Origin of the sequence: Romboutsia timonensis, from assembly GCF_900106845.1 — a bacterium.
Classification (GTDB): Bacteria; Bacillota; Clostridia; order Peptostreptococcales; family Peptostreptococcaceae; genus Romboutsia; species Romboutsia timonensis.
This window is the reverse complement of the sequence record NZ_LT629850.1, coordinates 463,007-485,014: the sequence shown is the minus strand read 5'-3', so window position 1 is coordinate 485,014 and position 22,008 is coordinate 463,007. Positions and strand designations below refer to the sequence as shown.

The 22,008-nt window shown below is 28.2% G+C and carries 19 protein-coding genes and 1 other annotated feature; of the genes, 1 reads left to right on the top strand and 18 read right to left on the bottom strand.

From position 1 onward, the window contains the following. Positions 1–60 precede the first annotated feature (60 nt). Positions 61–396, bottom strand: coding sequence for a YlbF/YmcA family competence regulator (locus BN7997_RS04935; protein ID WP_071119754.1), 336 nt, complete (start codon positions 394–396; stop codon positions 61–63). Positions 397–452: 56 nt separating this feature from the next. After that, a complete protein-coding gene (locus BN7997_RS04930; protein ID WP_143023165.1) occupies positions 453–2,126 on the bottom strand; it encodes a ribonuclease J in 1,674 nt (557 codons plus the stop codon). A 203-nt stretch (positions 2,127–2,329) separates the two neighbouring features. On the opposite strand from BN7997_RS04930, the gene BN7997_RS04925 reads away from it, so the two are divergent. After that, complete coding sequence (locus BN7997_RS04925) at positions 2,330–3,070, top strand: metal-dependent hydrolase (protein WP_071119752.1); 741 nt, start codon at positions 2,330–2,332, stop codon at positions 3,068–3,070. A gap of 28 nt (positions 3,071–3,098) precedes the next feature. Here the strand turns inward: BN7997_RS04925 and BN7997_RS04920 are convergent, their stop codons facing one another. From BN7997_RS04920 to topA, 16 genes are all read right to left on the bottom strand, one after another. Continuing rightward, complete coding sequence (locus BN7997_RS04920) at positions 3,099–3,536, bottom strand: Fur family transcriptional regulator (protein ID WP_071119751.1); 438 nt, start codon at positions 3,534–3,536, stop codon at positions 3,099–3,101. Positions 3,537–3,628: 92 nt separating this feature from the next. Further along, complete coding sequence (locus BN7997_RS04915; RefSeq protein WP_071119750.1) at positions 3,629–4,522, bottom strand: LCP family protein; 894 nt, start codon at positions 4,520–4,522, stop codon at positions 3,629–3,631. Between the two features lie 109 nt (positions 4,523–4,631). Further along, positions 4,632–4,901 (bottom strand): DUF1292 domain-containing protein, encoded by a 270-nt coding sequence (locus BN7997_RS04910; RefSeq protein ID WP_071119749.1) that lies wholly within the window; start codon positions 4,899–4,901, stop codon positions 4,632–4,634. Between the two features lie 67 nt (positions 4,902–4,968). Beyond that, positions 4,969–5,394 (bottom strand): Holliday junction resolvase RuvX, encoded by a 426-nt coding sequence (gene ruvX, locus BN7997_RS04905; protein WP_071119748.1) that lies wholly within the window; start codon positions 5,392–5,394, stop codon positions 4,969–4,971. A gap of 313 nt (positions 5,395–5,707) precedes the next feature. Then, positions 5,708–7,885 carry a hypothetical protein gene (locus BN7997_RS04900; protein ID WP_071119747.1) on the bottom strand — a complete coding sequence of 726 codons (2,178 nt, stop codon included), beginning with the start codon at positions 7,883–7,885 and terminating at the stop codon, positions 5,708–5,710. A gap of 10 nt (positions 7,886–7,895) precedes the next feature. Further along, complete coding sequence (locus BN7997_RS04895) at positions 7,896–8,153, bottom strand: IreB family regulatory phosphoprotein (RefSeq protein WP_071119746.1); 258 nt, start codon at positions 8,151–8,153, stop codon at positions 7,896–7,898. Between the two features lie 24 nt (positions 8,154–8,177). Beyond that, entirely contained in the window at positions 8,178–10,823 is a 2,646-nt protein-coding gene (gene alaS / locus BN7997_RS04890) for an alanine--tRNA ligase (protein ID WP_071119745.1), read from the bottom strand. Positions 10,824–11,005: 182 nt separating this feature from the next. Continuing rightward, positions 11,006–11,226, bottom strand: a binding site (T-box leader). A 120-nt stretch (positions 11,227–11,346) separates the two neighbouring features. Continuing rightward, the gene (gene mnmA, locus BN7997_RS04885; protein WP_071119744.1) at positions 11,347–12,423 is read right to left on the bottom strand and encodes a tRNA 2-thiouridine(34) synthase MnmA; all 1,077 of its coding nucleotides are present in this window, start codon (positions 12,421–12,423) and stop codon (positions 11,347–11,349) included. A 200-nt stretch (positions 12,424–12,623) separates the two neighbouring features. Next, positions 12,624–13,079: a Fe-S cluster assembly scaffold protein NifU gene (gene nifU, locus BN7997_RS04880; RefSeq protein WP_071119743.1), complete on the bottom strand. Its 456-nt coding sequence runs from the start codon at positions 13,077–13,079 to the stop codon at positions 12,624–12,626. Positions 13,080–13,125: 46 nt separating this feature from the next. Continuing rightward, positions 13,126–14,310: a cysteine desulfurase NifS gene (gene nifS, locus BN7997_RS04875; RefSeq protein ID WP_071119742.1), complete on the bottom strand. Its 1,185-nt coding sequence runs from the start codon at positions 14,308–14,310 to the stop codon at positions 13,126–13,128. A 17-nt stretch (positions 14,311–14,327) separates the two neighbouring features. Then, on the bottom strand, positions 14,328–14,777 hold the full coding sequence (locus BN7997_RS04870; protein ID WP_071119741.1) for an RrF2 family transcriptional regulator: 450 nt from the start codon (positions 14,775–14,777) through the stop codon (positions 14,328–14,330). Between the two features lie 785 nt (positions 14,778–15,562). Continuing rightward, positions 15,563–16,495, bottom strand: a complete 933-nt coding sequence (locus BN7997_RS04865) for an ROK family protein (protein WP_071119740.1) — start codon at positions 16,493–16,495, stop codon at positions 15,563–15,565. A 53-nt stretch (positions 16,496–16,548) separates the two neighbouring features. Further along, positions 16,549–17,319: a GNAT family N-acetyltransferase gene (locus BN7997_RS04860; RefSeq protein ID WP_071119739.1), complete on the bottom strand. Its 771-nt coding sequence runs from the start codon at positions 17,317–17,319 to the stop codon at positions 16,549–16,551. Between the two features lie 326 nt (positions 17,320–17,645). Further along, positions 17,646–18,917 carry a replication-associated recombination protein A gene (locus BN7997_RS04855; RefSeq protein ID WP_071119738.1) on the bottom strand — a complete coding sequence of 424 codons (1,272 nt, stop codon included), beginning with the start codon at positions 18,915–18,917 and terminating at the stop codon, positions 17,646–17,648. 67 nt (positions 18,918–18,984) lie between these two features. Further along, positions 18,985–19,770 carry a GTP-sensing pleiotropic transcriptional regulator CodY gene (codY, locus tag BN7997_RS04850; protein ID WP_071119737.1) on the bottom strand — a complete coding sequence of 262 codons (786 nt, stop codon included), beginning with the start codon at positions 19,768–19,770 and terminating at the stop codon, positions 18,985–18,987. 132 nt (positions 19,771–19,902) lie between these two features. Continuing rightward, positions 19,903–21,987, bottom strand: a complete 2,085-nt coding sequence (topA, locus tag BN7997_RS04845) for a type I DNA topoisomerase (RefSeq protein ID WP_071119736.1) — start codon at positions 21,985–21,987, stop codon at positions 19,903–19,905. Between the last annotated feature and the right edge of the window lie 21 nt (positions 21,988–22,008).

The following is a 22,008-nucleotide window of genomic DNA, read 5'->3' as shown; positions in this document are numbered from 1 at the left end:
TATATACCTCTTTTGTCTATTATTTTATATTAATTATATTATGCCTATTATAAACCTTAACTATTTATAATCATTTTCTACTGCCTGCGATAATATTTGATTTATATGAGCCATCATAGATGTAAATTGTTGTTCACTATTTAAATATCTAGAAAGTTTTTTATTGTTAAATACTTTCTTTTTTAATGATTCAAATTTAGCTAAATTTCTTTTCTGATCTTTTTGATCATTTACCGTAAAGTTTTGAACCTTAACTTGAGTCATCTTATATTCAGTTAATAGTTTTTCACTTTCTGGGTCTTTTTTTACTTCTTGCATGTATTTTTTAAACTGTGTATACTCTTTACTACTTTTAATTTCATTAGCTAACTTAGTAGCTGTTTCATATATTGCCATAACTTCCTCCCATAAAAAAAGATTGAATATAATAAATTATATTCAATCTTTTATAATTATACCTCCATTATTATAGGAAGTATCATAGGATTTCTCTTTGTCTTTTGATACAGATATTCTTTTAAACTTTCTTTTATATTATTCTTTAAGTAAGCCCATTCTTTTATATTTCTATCTTCGCAGTCTCTTAATACATCCTTTATTACATTTTTAGCTCCATCCATTAAATCTTCTGATTCCCTTACATATACAAATCCTCTTGATATTATATCTGGACCTGCTAGAACTCTTCCATCTTCTTTAGATATGGTAACAACAACTATCATAAGACCATCTTCTGATAAATGTTTTCTATCTCTTAATACTATATTCCCTACATCTCCAACACCTAATCCATCAACTAATACATTACCTGTTGGTATAGTGCCTGTAACTTTAGCAGAATTCCTATCTATTTCTAAAACATCTCCTGTTTTATTTACAAATATATTTTGACTTGGCATTCCTAATTCTTCTGCTAATTCTGCATGTATTTTAAGCATTCTATATTCACCATGAGCTGGCATAAAGAACTTAGGTCTTACTAATCTATGCATAAGTTTTAATTCTTCTTGCTTTGCATGTCCTGATACGTGTATATCAGATTCATCATACACTACTTCAGCACCTTTTTCAAATAAACTATTTATAACTTTTGATATTAGTTTCTCATTCCCTGGTATTGGATGAGCTGATATTATTATTAAATCGCCTCTTTTAATTTCTACCTTCTTATGTTCAGCACTTGCCATCCTAGCTAAAGCTGACATTGGTTCACCTTGCGAACCTGTAGTTATTAGTACTACTTCATTATCTTCATATTTAGATATATCATTTAAATCTATTAGCATATTATCAGGTATATTTAAATATCCTAATTCAGTAGCTACAGCAACTACATTTACCATCGATCTTCCAGATACAGCAACTTTTCTGTTAAATTTCTCCGCTGTGTTTATTATTTGTTGTAATCTGTGTATATTAGATGCAAATGTTGCAACTATTATTCTACTATTTGATGCTTTTCTAAATAAATCATCTAATCCAGCTCCTACTGTCTTTTCTGACATTGTAGAACCTGGTTGTTCAGCATTAGTACTCTCTGCTAATAATAAAAGAACTCCCTTTTTACTTAATTCACATATTCTGTGTATGTCCATAACTTCACCGTCAATAGGCGTTAAATCTATCTTAAAGTCTCCTGTATGATATATTATTCCTTGGTCTGTATGAACAGCTATAGAACAAGCATCTGGTATACTATGATTATTTTTTATAAATTCAACTTCCATATGTGAAAGTTTTATAATATCTCTTGGAGATACTACATTTAGTTTAGCATTATTTATTTTATGTTCTTTTAATTTAACTTGTATAAGACCTATACTAAGTTTAGCTCCATATATAGGAATATTTATCTTTTTTAATATATATGGAAGCGCTCCTATGTGGTCTTCATGACCATGTGTAATGAATATACCTTTTATTTTATCTTTATTTTTTATTAGGTAGCTTATATCAGGGATGACTACATCTACACCTAGCATTTCATCATCTGGGAAACTCATCCCTGCATCTATTACAATTATTTCGTCTTTATACTCAATAACAGTCATGTTTTTACCTATCTCGTTAAGCCCACCTAATGCCATGACTTTTATTTTATTCGTATTCTTTCTAAACAATCGCATCATCTCCTTCTGTCTATTTAGTTTTCAAACACGTTCTACAGTTTTTAAATAATATCAAATCACGCACTCTTTACCAGTTATTATAATTGTACCATAATTTCATATATAATTTAAGTAATATTTAAAATACATTTAATGTATTATTTTGACAAATTAAATTTATTTTGATATTCTCAAACTATATTATAATTTTAGGAGGATATATGCGCGGTAAAACCCATTGTACAATAGGTATTTTGAGTACTATCCAAGCTTGTATTTTATTTAAGATTCCTATTTCAATATTTAATCTTGTATTGGCTGCTATATTTTCAATACTTCCTGACTTAGATGAATCTAACTCTACAATTTCTAATGTATTTTTAAAACAAGATGCTTCAAAACTAATATTAAAAATAGTTATATATATAATTAATTTTGCTATATTTTTTATATCTCTTAAGATAAATAATAATAATTTTTTCTTAAGCTCTATTGTAACATTTATAGCAATAATGGTATTAGAATCTAAGATTAATCACATACTACTTAGAAAAATACTTTTATCTTTAACACTTATACTTTTATCTCTATGCTTATTTTTTATAAAGGTTAAAATATATTTTGTTATTTTCTTCTTAATGCTAGCTTCATTTCCATGGCTTAAACATAGAAGCTTTTCACATAGTATATTTGCAATTATTGTAATCTATTTTTTACTTAAGCAAATAGAGATAATATATAATATATCTAATTTATCATTTTTTGGAACTATAGGATATGCAAGTCATTTATTTTTAGGTGATTTATTTACAAAATCCGGTATTCCTTTGTTTTATCCTATTAGTAATAAGAAATATTCTTTAGGCTATTTTAGAGTTGGAAGTTTTTTTAATAATGCTTTAGAAATTTTAATAGTAGTTATATTAGTAGGATCTATTATTTTTTCTACAATAAAAATATAAGTCTCAAATGAGACTTATATTTTTATTATTATTTTTTACAATCTTCACATAATCCATAGAATTTTACATCATGATCTACTATATCAAATTTATATCTTTCTTGGATTTTACTTTCTATGCTCTCTAATAAATCTTCTTGAACTTCTATTATTTTTGAGCAATTTTTACATATTAAATGATGATGATTATGACATTCATTTTTATTTAAACTAATTTCATATCTTATACATCCGTCATCTAAATTAAGTTTTGATATTACTCCGATTTCATCTAATAATTGCATAGTTCTGTAAACTGTAGCTAGTCCTATTTCAGGACAATCAACTCTAACTAAATCATATATCTGTTCACTACTTAAATGCTCACTGTTATGTTTTAATAAAATGTCTATTACAGCTCTTCTTTGAGGAGTTATTTTAAATCCCGTTTCTCTTAATTTTTCTTTTAATATATCCATAGTATTCATACTAATCACCCTTATTTTCAACTGATAATCTTTATTAAATATTGTAATTGATAATGAACTTATTGTCAATTACAATATTTTGATTATACCCACTAATTGCCATATATAAACTGATGTAATAACTCTATATTTTTATTTTTATCCCACTTAACTACATAAGTTCCTTTTTCACCAATTATACCTTCTTCTCTATACTCTGATATAGGAAATTCTAATTGACTTATATCATAACTTGCTAGCTCATGAGCTATAAATGCTAAATCTATTATCTTATTAAATGCTATATTAACTTTTATATGTCTTAATATACTTTTTGCAATTTGCGGATATTTGCTTATAGAAACATCAGATAATTTGTGCGCTATATTAGTTAGTATTAACCTTTGTCTTTCGTCTCTTTTATATATTGTATCTAATTTTCTTATTCTAGCATAAGCAAGAGCTTGGTATCCATTTAAATTATGATTTCCACTACTTGTTATATACTCTATATTTTTAGTATCCTCATGATTTACCCCATAGCACTCTTTTATTACTTCATTTAAGTGATGTATTTCTTTTTCATTTACATTAATATCAACTCCACCTATTATATCTACTATATCAATAAATGATTTAAAGTTTACTACTGCATAGTCTTTTATATCTAAATCAAAGTTCTCATTTATAGTTTGCATCAATAGTTCCTCTTGTCCATATGCATAGGCATGAGTTAATTTTTCTTCTCCTCTTCCTGGAATTTTAACTAAAGTATCTCTTGCTAAAGATGTAAGTTTTAAAGATTTATTTAACTTATCTATAGTTAATATTATCATCGTATCAGATCTTTTAGGAAATTTATCATTAGTTCCATCTAACCCTATTAAAAGAATATTTTCTATCATTTTATATTCTTTAATATCTCTTTCACTAAAGCTATATACATTAAAAGTAGATACAAAACTAATTAATAGCAATAATAATAAAATTAATCCCTTTTTTTTCACTTTTTTAACTCCTTCCTAATCAATTTTTAAATATTTTTCCCTGATTATAATAAATTTACACACAAAAAAAGACTTCCCAAAATTTAATTTGAAAAGTCTTTTTTACTAATTATTCTTCATCAAAGTTTAATCCTTCTTCTTCCATTAATGTATTGTATACATCTACAACTATTTCATATTCTTTATCATCTTCTAGTGGAACTAATATCTCACCTTGTTCATCTTGGTCTATTCTAAATACTAATGCTTCTTCAGCTTCTTCTTCCTCAACTGGCATTAATATAGCATATTCTTTACCTTCAGCTTCTAGTGTTAATATTATTTCAAATTGACTTTCTACACCATTTTCATCTATTAAGTTTATTATGTTTTCTTGCATGCCTTTTCACCTCTGTTTTATTTATTAATTATATTATATATCATAAAACTATAATTTTATATATTTTTTAAAAATTTCTTTGTCTATCTAAGTAACCTTGTAATATTATTACTGCTGCAACCATATCTATTACACCTTTTCTATTTTCTCTCCTTACATTACCTTGTATAAGGGTTCTTTCAGCAGCCACTGTAGATAATCTTTCATCCCAATATTCTATCTTTATACCTGTTTCTTCCTCTAATAGTTCACAAAATTTTATAACCTTTTCACCTTGAGGTCCTAATGTTCCATTCATATTTTTAGGAAGTCCTGAAACTATTTTATTAACTTGTCTTTCTTTTATTATTTCTTTCAATGCTTCGATATCTTTTTTCTTTCCTACTCTTTTTATAGTCTTAACGCCTTGAGCTGTAAGTCCCATTAAATCACTTACAGCAACTCCAATAGTTTTATCTCCTACATCAAGTCCCATTATTCTTCCGTCTAACATACTATTTCTCCTTATTCAATTTTATAAATTTAATATAAAACTATTTTCTTATTTAATTTGTCCATAAAGTATTTATTAATACATTTGTTATCTATATCATTATATACTATAAATAAAAAATTCGCTTCGCTTGAGCGACGTGTCGGCGAAGTATTTCATGTCGCCAACGACTTTGTCCGTTGCTCAAAATATTTTTACGCTAAAAAATAATATATTTATATAAATATGTTTACTAAGTTATCCAAGATTATCAATATAATATAATCTTCTTAAGCGTAAAAATTAGTCAGGATATTTAACCTGACTAATTTCCTTAATCATTCTCTTTATTTTCAGGTACTAACATATTAATACTTATTATTATAAGAGGTATTAATATATAAATAGATGCTGTAGATGCTGCAACTATTCCTGAATCATTTACTAAAAGGGTTACTATACATCCCACCATAGAAGCTATAAATCCTTTAAATATCATAGGATATCTTTTAGCTATCATTCTAAATTGTCTAGGTGGCTTAATTATAAATATTCCTATTATAAATATACCTGCTAGTAATATATTTACCCATACACTAGTTTGAGCTAACTTAACATTCATACCTATTTTTCTAGCAAAAGTTTGTATTATAGCGCTTGGTCCATTTAAGAATATTTGTTGTACAAATAAACCTAAATGAGATTCGCTTCCTGATACTATATCGAAAAATGCAAATGCTCCAACCACTGCAACTACTGAAATTCCTATTAATATTACTTTCTTTAAATCTAATTTAACATCAAATATAAGCATTATAAATAATAAATATGCAGCAGTTTGAGATATAGCTCCACCAACATTAGCACCCATAGTAGGATATGCACTAGTTATTAATATTACTATTGAAGCTATTATTATCGACCATTTTGGAAGCTTTTTATTATAATTTAATAGTATTGCAAATGCAAATATAGGACTTGCTATAGATACACCCTCATACTCATTACCTACACCATAATATCGAGCTCCAATAATTGCATCATAACTCATTATATTATTTTTCATAAGGTACGTTCCAAATATACAATCTATTACAATTACTAAAATAGTTATTAATGCAAAGAATCCCATCTGTTTTAAATCATCTTTAAATAAAACTCTACCTAATAAGTATAAAGCAAGTGTTGTTATAATTATACCAATAGTCATAGATACAGGTATTTTAAAGTTAAATATAGGAGCTAATAAAAATACTAATGGCATTATTATTCCTAACTTTATAAACTCTTTTATTACATTAAATACTTTATCTTTGTTAGGTATACGATTTCTAAATAATATAGCTACCATACCTATAACCCAAGATACAGATACAACTCCTACAAAAGTATTTACAACTGTTGATCTTATATTAGATATAGTTGCCATTTTTTCAAGTTCATATGATAAGAAATCTACATTATCATCTTTTTGTATTAAACTATAAGCTCTACCTACCATAGACTTATTTTCTAATCCAAATTCATTAAGTATATCTACTCCTACATCTATATTGGCTACAATACCATCTCTTCTTGTTGTAGATGAAGATAATAAACCTTTTTCATTACCTTTAAACTTTATAATTGGAGATAATCTTTCTTTATTTTTATAAGCTAATTTACTTGGGAAAGAGCTAGCTATATAAACAACATCATTATCTCCTACCATATTAAATACTGATTCTAAATATTTACTTATGTTATTATGTATAGTTTTTTTCATTTTAGAATAAGTATGCTCATTTAAAAAACCTTTATATTGATCTAATCTATATGTATCTCCTAAATCTACAAATAAAGCATCATTATTTTCATATAATGATTTAGTTTCTTTAGTTAATTTATCATAATCAGCTCTTATTCCAAATGGCATGGTATCGTCTTCGATATTAATATCTTCGATATTTCCATCCGCTACTCTACCATAGTTATCCATAGCTATTAAGCATATATTTCTATTTTCTTTTAATTCGCCATTTTCTACTGTATCGCTATTTCCTAAAACAGCAACCTTAAAATTATTATCTGATAAAGTTTGTCCAAGTGAACCTAATGTAGATCCATATTGACCATTTGCTTCATTTTCATTTAATGATTGATTTATTGATAAATCATTTATTTTTTTAGGAGTTTTTCCTGTTGATGACTTATAAATAGTTGCATTTTCCTTAGTTGCTTCTTTAAAGTTTATATATGAGTCAGATGCTAAGTTTGCTCGTCCTCCAGCACCCATACTTGCAAGGGATCTTTTATCATCAGTGCCTTTGTCACCTCTTATATTCATTAGACCCATATATCCTCGTTTTTCTAGTTCAGCCTTTAAACTAGGTATGTCTTGCATTGATTTTATAGTAGTTCTATTCATATTTATAAATATAACTTTGCCACTTTCAGCAGCAAAGCTATATTTAGGAATAGAAACTATAAGTACCATCACTGCAAACAGTACTGATACAAGTTTCTTTTTCATAAGTTTTAACCTACTTTCTATTTAAGTAATATTGTATTACTTCTTCAAGTATCTCATCTCTTTCAAATTTTTTGATTATAGATCTTGCATTTTTATATCCAGTTATATAACTAGAATCTCCTGAAAGAAGGTATCCTATAATTTGATTTATAGGATTGTATCCTTTTTCTAATAGTGCTTCATTTACAAAATCTAGAGCTTGTGAAACACTCATTTTATCGTCTGATATCCCTTCAAACTTCATAGTATAATCTAAATCTTTATTCATTTTTAAAGCCCCCTTAAAATAGGATTACTTAACTTGTGATTTTAAAACTTCACTTGCATGATTTAAGGCTTCATCAACTTTAGAAACATCTGGTGCACCAGCTTGAGCCATATTAGGTCTTCCTCCACCTTTTCCACCAGCAATTTGTGCAATAGATTTAACTATATTTCCACAGTGAACACCTTTATCCACTGCATCTTTAGTTGCTGTAGCTACAAGATTTAATTTATCATCTGTTGTATTAGCAAGTACTACAACTCCACTTACTAATTTATCTCTTAAATTATCTGCAACTTCTTTTAAAGTATTCATATCCATACCTTCAAATTTAGTAGTTACTAAATTAACTCCATTTACATCTAATTTAGAGTCAAGTACTGAGTCTACCGCTTGTAAGCTCATCTTAGTTTTCATATCATGTAATTCTTTTGATAATGATTTATTTTCTTCTATTAAATAAGTTACTTTTTGAGATAAACTATCTTCTTTAGTTTTTAAGTTTGAGCATACATTAGATATTATTTCTTCTTTTTCTTTTAAGTAGTTGTAAACTGCTCTACCTGTTATAGCTTCTATTCTTCTAACACCTGCAGCTACTCCACCTTCAGATAATATTTTAAACATACCTATTTGAGAAGTATTAGTTAAGTGAGTACCACCACAAAGTTCTATTGAATAATCTCCCATAGAAACAACTCTTACTTCATCACCATATTTTTCACCAAATAAAGCCATAGCTCCTTTATTTTTTGCATCATTTATACTCATATTTTCACAAGTTATATTTAAAGATTCAAGTATTACATCATTTACTTTTTCTTCTATAACTTTTAATTCTTCCTTAGTTATAGCTTCAAAATGAGTTACGTCAAATCTTAATCTTTCTGAAGTAACAAGCGATCCTGCTTGGTTAACGTGTTCTCCTAAAACTTCTTTTAATGCTTTATGAAGTAAGTGAGTAGCACTGTGATTTCTAGCAGATGCCATTCTTATTTCTTTATCTACTATTGTAGATAATTTTTCTCCAGTATTTATCATACCGCTTTTTACTATACCTATATGCTTTATAGTGTTGTTAGCACCTTTTTTAGTATCTATTACTTCAACTACTATGTCTTCATTTTTATTTACTAAAAGTCCAGCATCCCCAGCTTGTCCCCCACCTTCTGGGTAGAATGTAGTTTTATCAAGTACAACAATAACTTTGTCTCCTGCTACAGCTGAATCTACTAATTCATTATCTTTAACTATAGCTTTTATTATTCCTGAATTTTCTAATTCAAAATATCCTTCAAAAGTACTAGCTACTGAAGAATCTAATTTTGATAATGGATCTTCCTTCCAACTTTCTCCATCCATATTTCCTCTAGCACTTCTAGCTCTTTCTCTTTGCTTGTTCATTTCCTCATTGAATGCTTCTTCATCTATAGATAAATGTTCTTCTTCTAATATTTCTTGAGTTAAATCTATTGGGAATCCATAAGTGTCATATAATTTAAATGCATTTTCTCCACTTAAAGTAGTTTCTCCATTTTTCTTTAAATCTGCTATATAAGAAGCTAGTATTTCCATACCTTGTTCTATAGTTTCATTGAATTTTTCTTCTTCAATTCTTATAACTTTTTTGATGTAGCTTTCTTTTTCTACTAATTCTGGGTAAGCTTCTCCACTTACTTTTATAACTTCATCCACTAATTTATATAAGAAGTTTTCTTTTATTACTAATAACTTACCATGACGTGCTGCTCTTCTTAACAATCTTCTAAGAACATATCCTCTACCTTCATTAGATGGTAATACACCATCTGCAACTAAGAAACTTACCGCTCTTATATGGTCAGTTATTATTCTTATTGATACGTCAGTTTTTCCACCTTTTCCGTATTCAACATTAGCCATTTTTTCTACTGTATTTAATATATGCTTTATAGTATCTACATCAAATATAGTATCTACACCTTGCATTATACAAGCCATTCTTTCTAGACCCATTCCAGTATCTATATTTTTATGTTCTAATTGTCCATAGTTACCTTCTTCATCTCTATTGAATTGAGTGAAAACATGGTTCCAGAATTCTAAATATCTATCACAATCACATCCTGGTTTACAATCCGGATTATCACATCCATATTCTTCACCTCTATCGAAGTATAATTCTGAACATGGTCCACAAGGTCCTATACCTATTTCCCAGAAGTTATCATCTTTACCAAGCCTAACTATTCTTTCTTTAGGTATTTTTATTTGATTTTCCCATATACCAAAAGCTTCATCATCTTCTTCATATACAGTTACCCATACTTTCTCTTCAGGTATATTTAAATGTTGTGTAACAAACTCCCATCCCCAAGATATAGATTGCTCTTTAAAGTAATCTCCAAATGAGAAGTTCCCTAACATTTCAAAGAAAGTACCATGTCTAGCAGTCTTTCCTACATTTTCTATATCTCCTGTTCTTATACACTTTTGGCAAGTAGTCATTCTAACACTTGGTGGAACTTCTACACCGGCAAAATAATTTTTAAGCGGAGCCATACCTGAGTTTATAAGTAATAAACTTTTATCATTTTGTGGCACTAAAGAAGCACTTTCCTTTAAGTAGTGATCTTTAGATTCAAAGAACTTTAAAAATTTACTTCTAATTTCATTTAATCCCATTTGTTGCATCTTAAATTTCCTCCTATTTTATATATCTTTTATTTTTAAATTCTAAATTTGATTTTACTTTAACTATTTAGCAAACAAAACTACTTATATCACCAAATATCTAAGGCTTATTATTCAAATTTAATGCTTGGAACTTATAAATAAATTCCTTATAATTAAAAAACCCCGCGCCTATAAAAACTTATAGGGGCGAGGATTACATTCGCGGTACCACCCTAATTATCATAATAAATCATGACATCTTCGGAAAACCTTAGTTATAACGGAACTACCGTCAATCCATACTATTATTTCAGGACTGATACTCAAAGACTGCTTCAACTATTCTATCCTAAGGGCTTCCACCAATTCCCTCTCTCTGTAAGGCATCAAATAATTTACTATTTCTTATCTCTGTATCTAATAAATTTAATTTTATAGTTAGAATTCATATGTTAAACTTTATTCTAACTACTTATATATGTTATATTACTAAATTTTGTGTAATTAATCAATACTATAAATTATATTGATTTTAGTTTTATTAGCAGATTATTCCTCCACCAACTACAACATCACCATTGTACATTACAACAGATTGCCCTTTAGTTATAGCCCTTTGAGGTTCATCAAATACTATTTTTATTTTATTATTATCTATTTTGTATACTGTAGCTGGAGATGGCTTAGCAGAATATCTTATCTTAGCTTCTACTCTAACTGGTTCTGTTATTTCATCAAATGCTATAAGATTAACATCTTTTGCTATGACAACTTTATTAAATAAATCTTCATTATCACCTAACACTACAGTGTTTTTCTTAGCATTTATATCAATAACAAACATAGGTTTTCCAAAAGCTATGCCTAATCCTTTTCTTTGACCTATAGTATAGTTTACTATACCTTTATGCTTTCCTAAGACATTACCTTTAGTATCTACAAAATAACCTTCTTCAATTCTTTTTTTAGAATGTTTTTTTACATATCCAGCATAGTCATTATCTTTTACAAAGCATATTTCTTGGCTATCTGGCTTATTATGAACATCTATTCCTATTTCTTTTGCAATTTCTCTAACTCTTTCTTTTTCATAATCACCTATAGGAAGTAATGTGTGTTCTAACTGTTCTTGAGTTAAATTATATAGTGCATAAGTTTGATCTTTTTTATCTGTAACAGACTTTTTAAGTAGATATCTTCCTGTTTTTTCATCTTTTTCTATTTTAGCATAATGCCCTGTAGCTACATAATCACATCCTATTTGACGTGCTTTATTAAAGAAATCATCAAATTTTATATGCTTATTACAAGCTATACAAGGATTTGGAGTTCTACCATTTAAATATTCATCTATAAAAGGCTCTATTACCTTTTGTTTAAATACATCACTAAAATTTAATACATAAAAAGGTATACCTATTCTATCTGCAACTCTTCTAGCATCTTCAACAGCTGCTAATGAACAACATCCACCTTCATTTTCTATAAGTTCATCATCATCATCTTGCCATAGCTTCATAGTAACTCCTATAACATCATATCCTTGTTCTTTTAAAAGATATGCTGCAACAGAACTATCAACTCCACCACTCATACCGATCATTACTCTTTTTTTCATTTTGTCACCTTCTTTTACGAATTTGCTTATATCTTTTTATTATATATATTTTATCTTACTTTTTAAAGACTAAACTTATTTATATCTAATATCTATCTACTAATTTAAATTTTATCATATCTTTTAAATCACAATATCCCTTTTAAGTAATTACCTAAAAGGGATATTTATATACTAATTATTGAATTTTATATTTAAAATTACATTTCCTCTTCTTCTATATCATGATGATGGTCATGATCATCATCTATAACAACACCATCTAACTCTGGTATGTGTATATTATGCTTTTTAGAATAATCTATTAAAGCAGCTTTTATTGCTTGTTCTGCTAAAACTGAACAGTGCATTTTTACTGGTGGTAAACCATCTAAAGCTTCTGCAACTGCTTTATTAGTTACAGCTAATGCTTCATGTATAGTTTTTCCTTTTACCATTTCAGTAGCCATTGATGAGCTTGCTATAGCAGATCCACATCCAAAAGTTTTAAATTTAACGTCATTTATAACTTGAGTTTCTGGGTCTATATCAAGATATATTCTCATTATATCTCCACACTTAGCATTTCCAACTTCACCTATACCACTTGCATTTTCTATTTCTCCAACATTTTTTGGATTCATGAAATGTTCCATTACTTTATCACTGTATTGCATATTCTTATCCTCCTTAAGTCTTAATTATATTATTAGCTCCGTGCTATTATTTTTGTTTTGTTACAGCATCATATAAAGGAGACATCATTCTTAATCTCTCTATAACTGCTGGTAATTTTTCTATTATATAATCTATATCTTCTTCTGTTGTAAAATCACCTATTGAAAGTCTTAATGATCCATGTGCTATCTCATGTGGTAATCCTATAGCCATTAAAACATGTGATGGATCAAGTGATCCTGATGTACAAGCTGATCCACTTGATGCAGCTATACCTAACATGTCTAACATTAATAATATTCCTTCTCCTTCTATAAATTCAAACGAGAAGTTAACATTACCTGGTAATCTATTTTCTAAACTACCATTTACTCTTGTGTAAGGTATTTTTTCAAGTATTCCATCTATTAATTTTGTTCTTAAAGATGTAAGTCTTTCTATATGCTCGTCTATATTAGTTTTAGCAAGTTCTGCTGCTTTTCCATATCCAACTATAGATGGCATATTCTCAGTACCAGCTCTTCTTCTTCTTTCTTGTGCACCACCATGAACGAAAGAGTGAAGTTTTGTACCAGTTTTTATATATAAAGCGCCTATTCCTTTAGGACCATATATCTTATGTGAAGACATACTCATTAAATCTACATTTAATTCTTTAACATCTATTGGTACATTACCAGCTGCTTGAACAGCATCTGTATGGAATAATACATTGTGCTTTTTAGCTATTTCACCAATTTCTTTTATTGGTTGTATTGTTCCTATTTCATTATTTGCAAACATTATACTTATTAATATAGTAGTATCTTTTATTGCTTTTTCAAGTTCATCTAATTTAACTCTACCTTCAGCATCAACATCTAAATAAGTTACTTCAAATCCATGATGCTTTTCTAAATATTCACATATGTGAAGTATTCCATGGTGTTCTATTTTAGATGTTATTATATGATTTCCTTTACTTCTATGAGCAAAAGCAACACCTTCTATCGCCCAGTTGTCACTTTCCGTTCCACCAGCTGTAAAGTATATTTCATTAGGCTTTGCATTTATAAGATTAGCAACTTGCCCTCTAGCTTTATCTAAAGCAGTTTTTGCTTCTCTTCCGAATGTATGAAAACTAGATGCGTTTCCAAAGTTTTCTGTAAAATATGGCATCATTTCATCTAGAACTTCTTTTTTTACAGGAGTTGTCGCAGAATAATCCATATATAATCTTCTTTTTTCCATTTTCTTCGTCTCCCTATCTATTTTATAATTAAGTTTGTTATATCATTATCTAATATGTTTTTATTATGATCATCTATCATATCTTGAAGAGTTATAGAATTTATTACATCTTCTATACCCTTTTTCATTTTTTCCCATACAATTTTCGTTACACATTTACCAGAATTTTCACATATATCTTCATCCATTACACAATCTGATAGTGAAACAGGCCCCTCTAGTACCACTAGTATATCACCTACAGTTATATCTTTAGGTTCTTTTGATAATAAATATCCGCCTTGAGCTCCTCTAACACTTTGAACTAATCCAGATTTTTTTAGAGATGAAAATATTTGCTCTAAATATTGTTCTGATATATTTTGCTTACTAGCTATATTTTTTAAGGGAATAGGACCATTGCTCTGATTTAATGATAATTGAAACATTGCTTTAAGTCCATATCTACCCTTAGTGGATAATTTCATATTTATCACCCTTTACAACGAATTGTAATCCATACTATTTTACTAGGTATTACCTTCAATATAATTTTATTATACCCTAGTAATTTTGTCAAGATTAAATTCATACCACTTTACTAGGAATTAAATATATTATATATATACCACTATAGATTCTTTTTAATCTTAATTTTTATATTTTCTATTATTTTATACTAAACCTATTTTTAAACATGTATAAGTATTCCCTTTCTCCAAGCAATAAATACAATAATTTTCTATTTTTATAAATTTAATAATATTTATCCTAACAAATGTTATTAGTGATGTGTTTCATCACTAAATAAATTTATCAATAAAATTTAATTGTTCAATAAAAAATTCGCTTCGCTCGAGCGACGTGTCGGCGAAACACTTCATGTCGCCAATGATATATCCTTGTTACCGCTACGGATACATCCGCTGCTTGAGCCACTGCGTGGGCGAAGCATTTCAAAATGTAATTTATTACGTTTATAAAGTTATTGATATCGCTTATATTCATAGGTTATCCAGAAATATATTTATGATATAATTTTCTTATACGCAAAAAAATAAGTAGTAGTATCTTCAAAACATACTACTACTTATTTTGTCTGTTGTATTAGTTATTTTACTAAACATATTGAATTTACATATAAAGTTTTTTTAATTCCAAAATGTATATTTTTAGACTTTAGTATTTTTAATAATAATATTTAACTAATACAATGAGTTATTTTTATAAATTTATTAATATGTAAATTTCTCTATTATAATATTTTAGTCCTTTACAGAGCCGACGCACCTATTATTCCTGCATCATTTTTAAATTTAGCTATAACAATATCCCCAATTTTTGCCTTTTTAAAAGGAAGGTGTTTTTTTACTTGTTCTGATAAACCATCTAAAAGTATATCACTAGCATTAGAAACTCCTCCACCTATTGATATAACTGCTGGATCTATAAAATTAACTATATTTCCTATTCCCATAGCTAAATATTTTTTAAATCTATTTATAATTTCAACTGCTACTTGATCTCCTTCTTTATATGCATCAAATACCATCTTAGCAGTTATATTTTCTAAGTTATTGTTACACATATCTCTTATTATAGTTTCTCTACCTTCTTTTAATAATTTCTGTGTATATTTTATTATAGCCGTAGCTGAGCAGAAAGTTTCAAAACATCCATTGTTTCCACAATTGCAGTCATAGTAATTAGTAGCAACCATAGTATGACCAATTTCAGCACCTACTCCATTTGAGCCAGTTATTAACTTATCATCTATAACTATACCTCCACCTATTCCAGTTCCTAGTGTTATCATAACTCCACTATTATAGCCTTTCATACTACCGTAAAAATACTCAGCAAGTGCTGCTACATTCGCATCATTACCTGCACGTACAATAGTTCCTTTTAGGCGTTCTTCTAACTTAGGTATTATTAAAGCATTTTCAAGACCTATATTCACACAAGTTACTCTACCTTCACTTGTAACAACTCCTGGAAATCCTATTCCTATTGAATCTATATTATTTATTTCTAATTCACTTTTATCTAATAAATCATTAACTAATTCAGTTATATCTTCTATAATATTTTCTAAACCACCAGATTGATTAGTCTCTTTAACTGACCTTTGAATAATTTCCCCATTAACTACAAGGCCAGCTTTTATACTCATTCCACCTACATCAATTCCTATTTTATACATATTTCCCTCCCAAAGTATTATATCTGTATATATTATATAATATTGCTATGGTTTTATCTATAGTATATGCCCCAATATCCCTTTTCTTTAAAACCTAGTTTATTATATATCTTTCCTGCTTCTATATTATCATAAAATAAGCATGGAATTTTATTTTCATTTATAATTTCACTACATATCTTTACTATACACTTTGTAGCTAAGCCTTTATTTCTAAAATTTGGATGCGTTCCAACTCCTACTATCATTGCATGAGTTCTAGTTTCTAATGTACTTTTTGCCATAGCCACCACTTTTTTATTTACTTCTATGCAATATCCTCTACCTGTTCTAAGTCCATTTTTTATATTTTCTACAGTAGTATTTTCAAATTCATCAATCTCTTCGTATAATTTCGCTACCTTATTTATATTTCCAAATCTTATTTTCTTAGGTCTTAATCCTATTTCTATATCATTTAATTTACTTGAATCATCAAGAACACAAAACTTGACTATTCGTTTGCGATTTACACATATTTTTCTCTCTAATTTCTGTAAAACATCTAGTTTACCACTTATCTCTATATAATTTAGGTTATTTATAAGATTAGCAAATTCATCTATATTAAAATTTCCTTGCGAATAAAATATAAGGTATTCAAAGTATCTCAACAATACACCTTCTATATGTCCTTTTTTATCTATACCTGCCCATATATCTAAAAAATAATTATCATATCCATATCGCTCTATATCCCCTATTATAAACAAGTTAAAGTCAGGCTCTCTTTTTAAGTAATTAATAACCTTGCTATGATAGGTATCATCCACCTTTATAATCATAGACTCCCCCTGATATTTTCTATTTATTTAATTTTTTACTATGTATATACCGTTTTGACATTATCTCATCCACATATATTTTGCTATAATAATTTTAGCATGATTTAATCTTTTAGATGCTTATATTTTTAATTTTTTATCAAAGCAAATTATTTAATGTAATTTACTTTTAGTATTTAATCTCTATATATTATAATAGATGCTACTGCTAAAAAAAATAACACATAAAATTTTATTATAATAATATTAACTAACATCTATTCTTAGATTAAAAATAGGCTATAATGTATTTTCCAAATACTTAGTAGCCTATATTAAATTTCTTATTATTTATTTTTTTTTATATTTTCCCAATAATTATCAAATGCTATTTCATTTTTATTCTTACCTGGTATATAATATTTTTTATGCTTTATTTCGTCTGGTAAGTATTGCTGTTTAATATAATTGTTTTGATAATCATGTGGATACTTATAATCTACTCCTCTTCCTAAATTTTTAGCTCCAGCATAATGAGCATCCTTTAAATGAATAGGAATATCTCCTACATTTATATTATCTAAGTCATATAATGCCTTATCTATTGCATTTATAACAGAATCTGATTTTGGGCACTGGGCTAAGTATATAGTTGCTTGTGCAAGTGGTATCCTAGCTTCTGGTAACCCTAATTGAAATGCTGATTGAACACAGGCTTCTGTAATAGTTATTGCTTGAGGAACAGCAAGCCCTACATCTTCACTTGCAACACATAACAGTCTTCTAGTTATATTTTGAATATCTCCAGCTTTAATAAGCCTTGCAAGATAGTGTATAGATGCGTCGGCATCAGACCCTCTTAATGATTTGTGAAATGCAGATAATATTGAATATCCATCATCTCCACTTCTATCATAACTTAACACTTTCGAGCTAGAGCACTCTACAATAGTATCTATAGTTATATTAACAGAATTTGAACCTATATCTATACCGGTATTAAAAGCTAACTCCAATTTATTTAGTGCACTTCTCATATCCCCATTACAAGTCTCTGCTATAAATTCTAAAGCTTCCTCTTCAACATTAATATTCTCATATCTATTCTCTTCTCTAAGTTTATCAATAGCTCTTTTAAGTCCAATAAGTATATCTTCTTTATTTATTTGCTTAAATTCAAATATAGAACTTCGACTTAATATAGCTTTATATATTACAAAATATGGATTATCTGCTGTACTTGCTATTAGCGTCACAGAACCATCCTCTATAACTTCAAGTAAAGATTGCTGTTGTTTTTTATTTAAAGCTTGAATCTCGTCAAGCATAAGAACTATACCATTATACGAAAATAAATCTCTTTTATTTTCATCTATTATTTCCTTTATCTCTTTTACTCCACAATTAACAGCATTTAATTTTACATATTTTTTTCCTGTAGTATTTGCTATTATATTTGCTAAAGTAGTCTTACCTGTACCTGGTGGTCCATATAATATCATATTAGGAATAGATTTATTTTCTATAATTTTATTTAAAACTTTTCCATTTCCTATAATATGCCTTTGACCAACCATATCTTCAATCTTTTTTGGACGCATTTTATCTGCTAAAGGCAATACTCTCACTCCTTATACATATTAAAAATAAAAGGTATCTAGAATTTAGATACCTTTTTATAATCAATTATTGATGATTTTTTAATTTTTTAAGTTCTTCCATAAGTTTATCATTTAGTATCTTTATATGAGTACCTTTCATACCTAAAGATCTAGATTCTATAACTCCAGCACTTTCGAACTTTCTTAATGCATTTACTATAACTGATCTAGTTATCCCAACTCTATCTGCTATTTTACTTGCAACAAGTAAACCTTCTTTACCATCTAATTCTTCAAATATATGTTCAACTGCTTCAAGTTCTGAATAAGATAATGTTCCTATTGCCATTTGAACTACAGCTTTCTTTCTCATTTCTTCTTCTAGCTCTTCACCTATGGCTCTTAATATTTCAAGTCCTATAACAGTAGCACTATATTCTGCTATAACTAAATCATCATCTTCATATTCATTATCATATCTTGATAATATTAATGTTCCTAATCTTTGCCCACTTCCTAATATTGGAACTATTGTAGTTTTCTTTTCAGTTCTACCTTGTTCGAATGGGAATACTTCAAGTAATTCTTCACCTGTTAGATTTTCTAAAGTATCTTTTATCTTTAATACATTTGTATTGTATTCCTCTGGAAACTTCTTTTGCTTAGTTATATCATCTTCTACAACTGAGCTATCAGCTATATCATTAAGGTGTAATCCTAATACTTTTCCTTTAGAGCTTAATACGTATACATTTGAACTTAAAACTTCTCCTAATGCACCTGCTAATAAGTCAAAAGAGACATTACTTCCACCACTTGTTTGTAATGTTTTATTAATTTTTCTTGTTTTCTGTAATACTTCGCTCGCCATTTGCAATTCATCTCCTCATGAAAGTTATGCCTTATATACTTATATATAATAAACGTTAGTTTTTCTTATAATTATGTAATAGAAATATTATCATAATTCTATTGGTTTTTCAATATAAAGCCCCTCATTTTTTCAATTTTCACTATTCTCTTTTACCATCTCATTTTTACATTCTTTATTAGGACAAACAACTTTAGTTTCCGATTTTGTTATTTTTTCTACCATATAAGATCCACATTTATCACAAATATCTCCAGTTGGTTTATTCCATGATAAAAAGTCACACTCTGGATAATTTGAACATCCATAAAATGCTTTGCCTTTTTTAGATTTTCTAAGTATTATATCTCCATTATTACATTTAGGACATTTTACACCTATTTTATTTACAATAGGCTTTGTAGTCTTACATTCTGGATAATTCTTACAAGCCATAAACTTTCCAAATCTACCATGCTTTATTACCATGTGTTCTCCACAGTTTTCACATATTTCATCAGTTTCTTCATCCATATTTATCTTTTCTATATTTTCCTTAGCTATCTCTATAGCTTCTTTTAACGGTTCATATGATTTCGCTACAACTTCTTTCCAAGGTATATTTCCTTCTTCAACCTCATCTAGCTGACTTTCCATAGTAGCAGTAAAGTCTACGTCTATAAATTTTTGGAAATTAGTTTCTAGTATATCAGTAACTATTTTTCCTAATTCTGTTGGATGAAGACTACTTCCTTGCTTCTCAACATATTCTCTATTTAATATAGTAGTTATAGTTGGTGCATAAGTACTAGGTCTTCCTATTCCCAATTCTTCTAGGGTTTTTACCAGACTCGCCTCAGTATATCTTGCTGGTGGTTGAGTAAAATGTTGAAGAGGTAATATATCCTTCACAATAAGAGTATCTCCTTCATTTATAGGAGGAAGTATTTTATCTTCTCTTTCTGTAAAGTTATAAATCTTTGTATATCCGTCAAATTTCATTTTAGAACCAGTAGCCTTTAGAATATAGTCATCTATCTTACACTCTACATTTAATATATCAAAAATAGAATCTTGCATTTGACTAGCTATAAATCGTCTCCATATTAAGTTATATAACTTAAATTGATCTTTCGTTAAAGAGCTCTTTATACTATCCGGAGTTCTAATTACAGAAGTTGGTCTTATAGCCTCATGTGCATCTTGTACTTTTTTACTTCCTTTTTCCTTGCCTTTATCAAAATCAGGTTTATAGTAATCTTCCCCTAATGCTTCTAATATATATTCTTTTGATTTCTCTTTTGCTTCTTCTGATATTCTTTTAGAATCTGTTCTTATGTATGATATAAGACCCACTGTACCTTCATTTTCAATATCAATACCTTCATATAGCTCTTGTGCTATACTCATTGTTTTCTTAGTGGTAAAAGATAGTCTGTTTGCTGCTTCTTGTTGTAGCATACTTGTTGTAAAAGGTTTAGGAGCTGATTTTCTCCTAGTTCTTGCTTCTATTGAATTTACTACTATCTCTTTATCCTTTATATCATCTAAAATAGAGTTTACTATTTCTTCATTTGGTAATTCCATTTTATCTTTAGATCTACCATAAAACTTTAAACTAATATCCTCATCTTTAGAAGTTTTAGCCTCTACGTCTATTGTCCAATATTCATCTGGTATAAATGCTTCTATTTCTTTTTCTCTATCACATATTAACTTAGTTGTTACAGATTGAACTCTACCGGCACTTAATCCTTTTCTAACTTTTTGCCAAAGTATCGGGCTTATTTGGTATCCAAGAAGTCTATCTAAAACCCTCCTTGCTTGCTGAGCATCAACTAAATTTATATCTATGTTCCTTGGACTTTTAATAGCTTTTTTTATAGCATCTTTTGTTATCTCATTAAATTCTATTCTACATTCATCATTTTGATCCAATCCTAAAATATAAGCTAAGTGCCATGATATAGCTTCTCCCTCTCTATCTGGGTCGGTAGCTAAATAAACTTTCTTAGATTTCTTAGCTTCCTTTTTTAGCTCTTTTATTAAATCACCTTTTCCTCGTATATTTATATACTGTGGCTCAAAATTATTTTCTATATCAACACCTAATTTACTTTTAGGTAAATCTCTTACATGTCCTACAGAAGCTTTTACAGTATAGTGACTTTTTCCTAGAAATTTTTCTATTGTTTTAGCTTTTGCAGGAGATTCCACGATGACTAATGTTTTTGCCATTAACGACACACCCCCACTTAT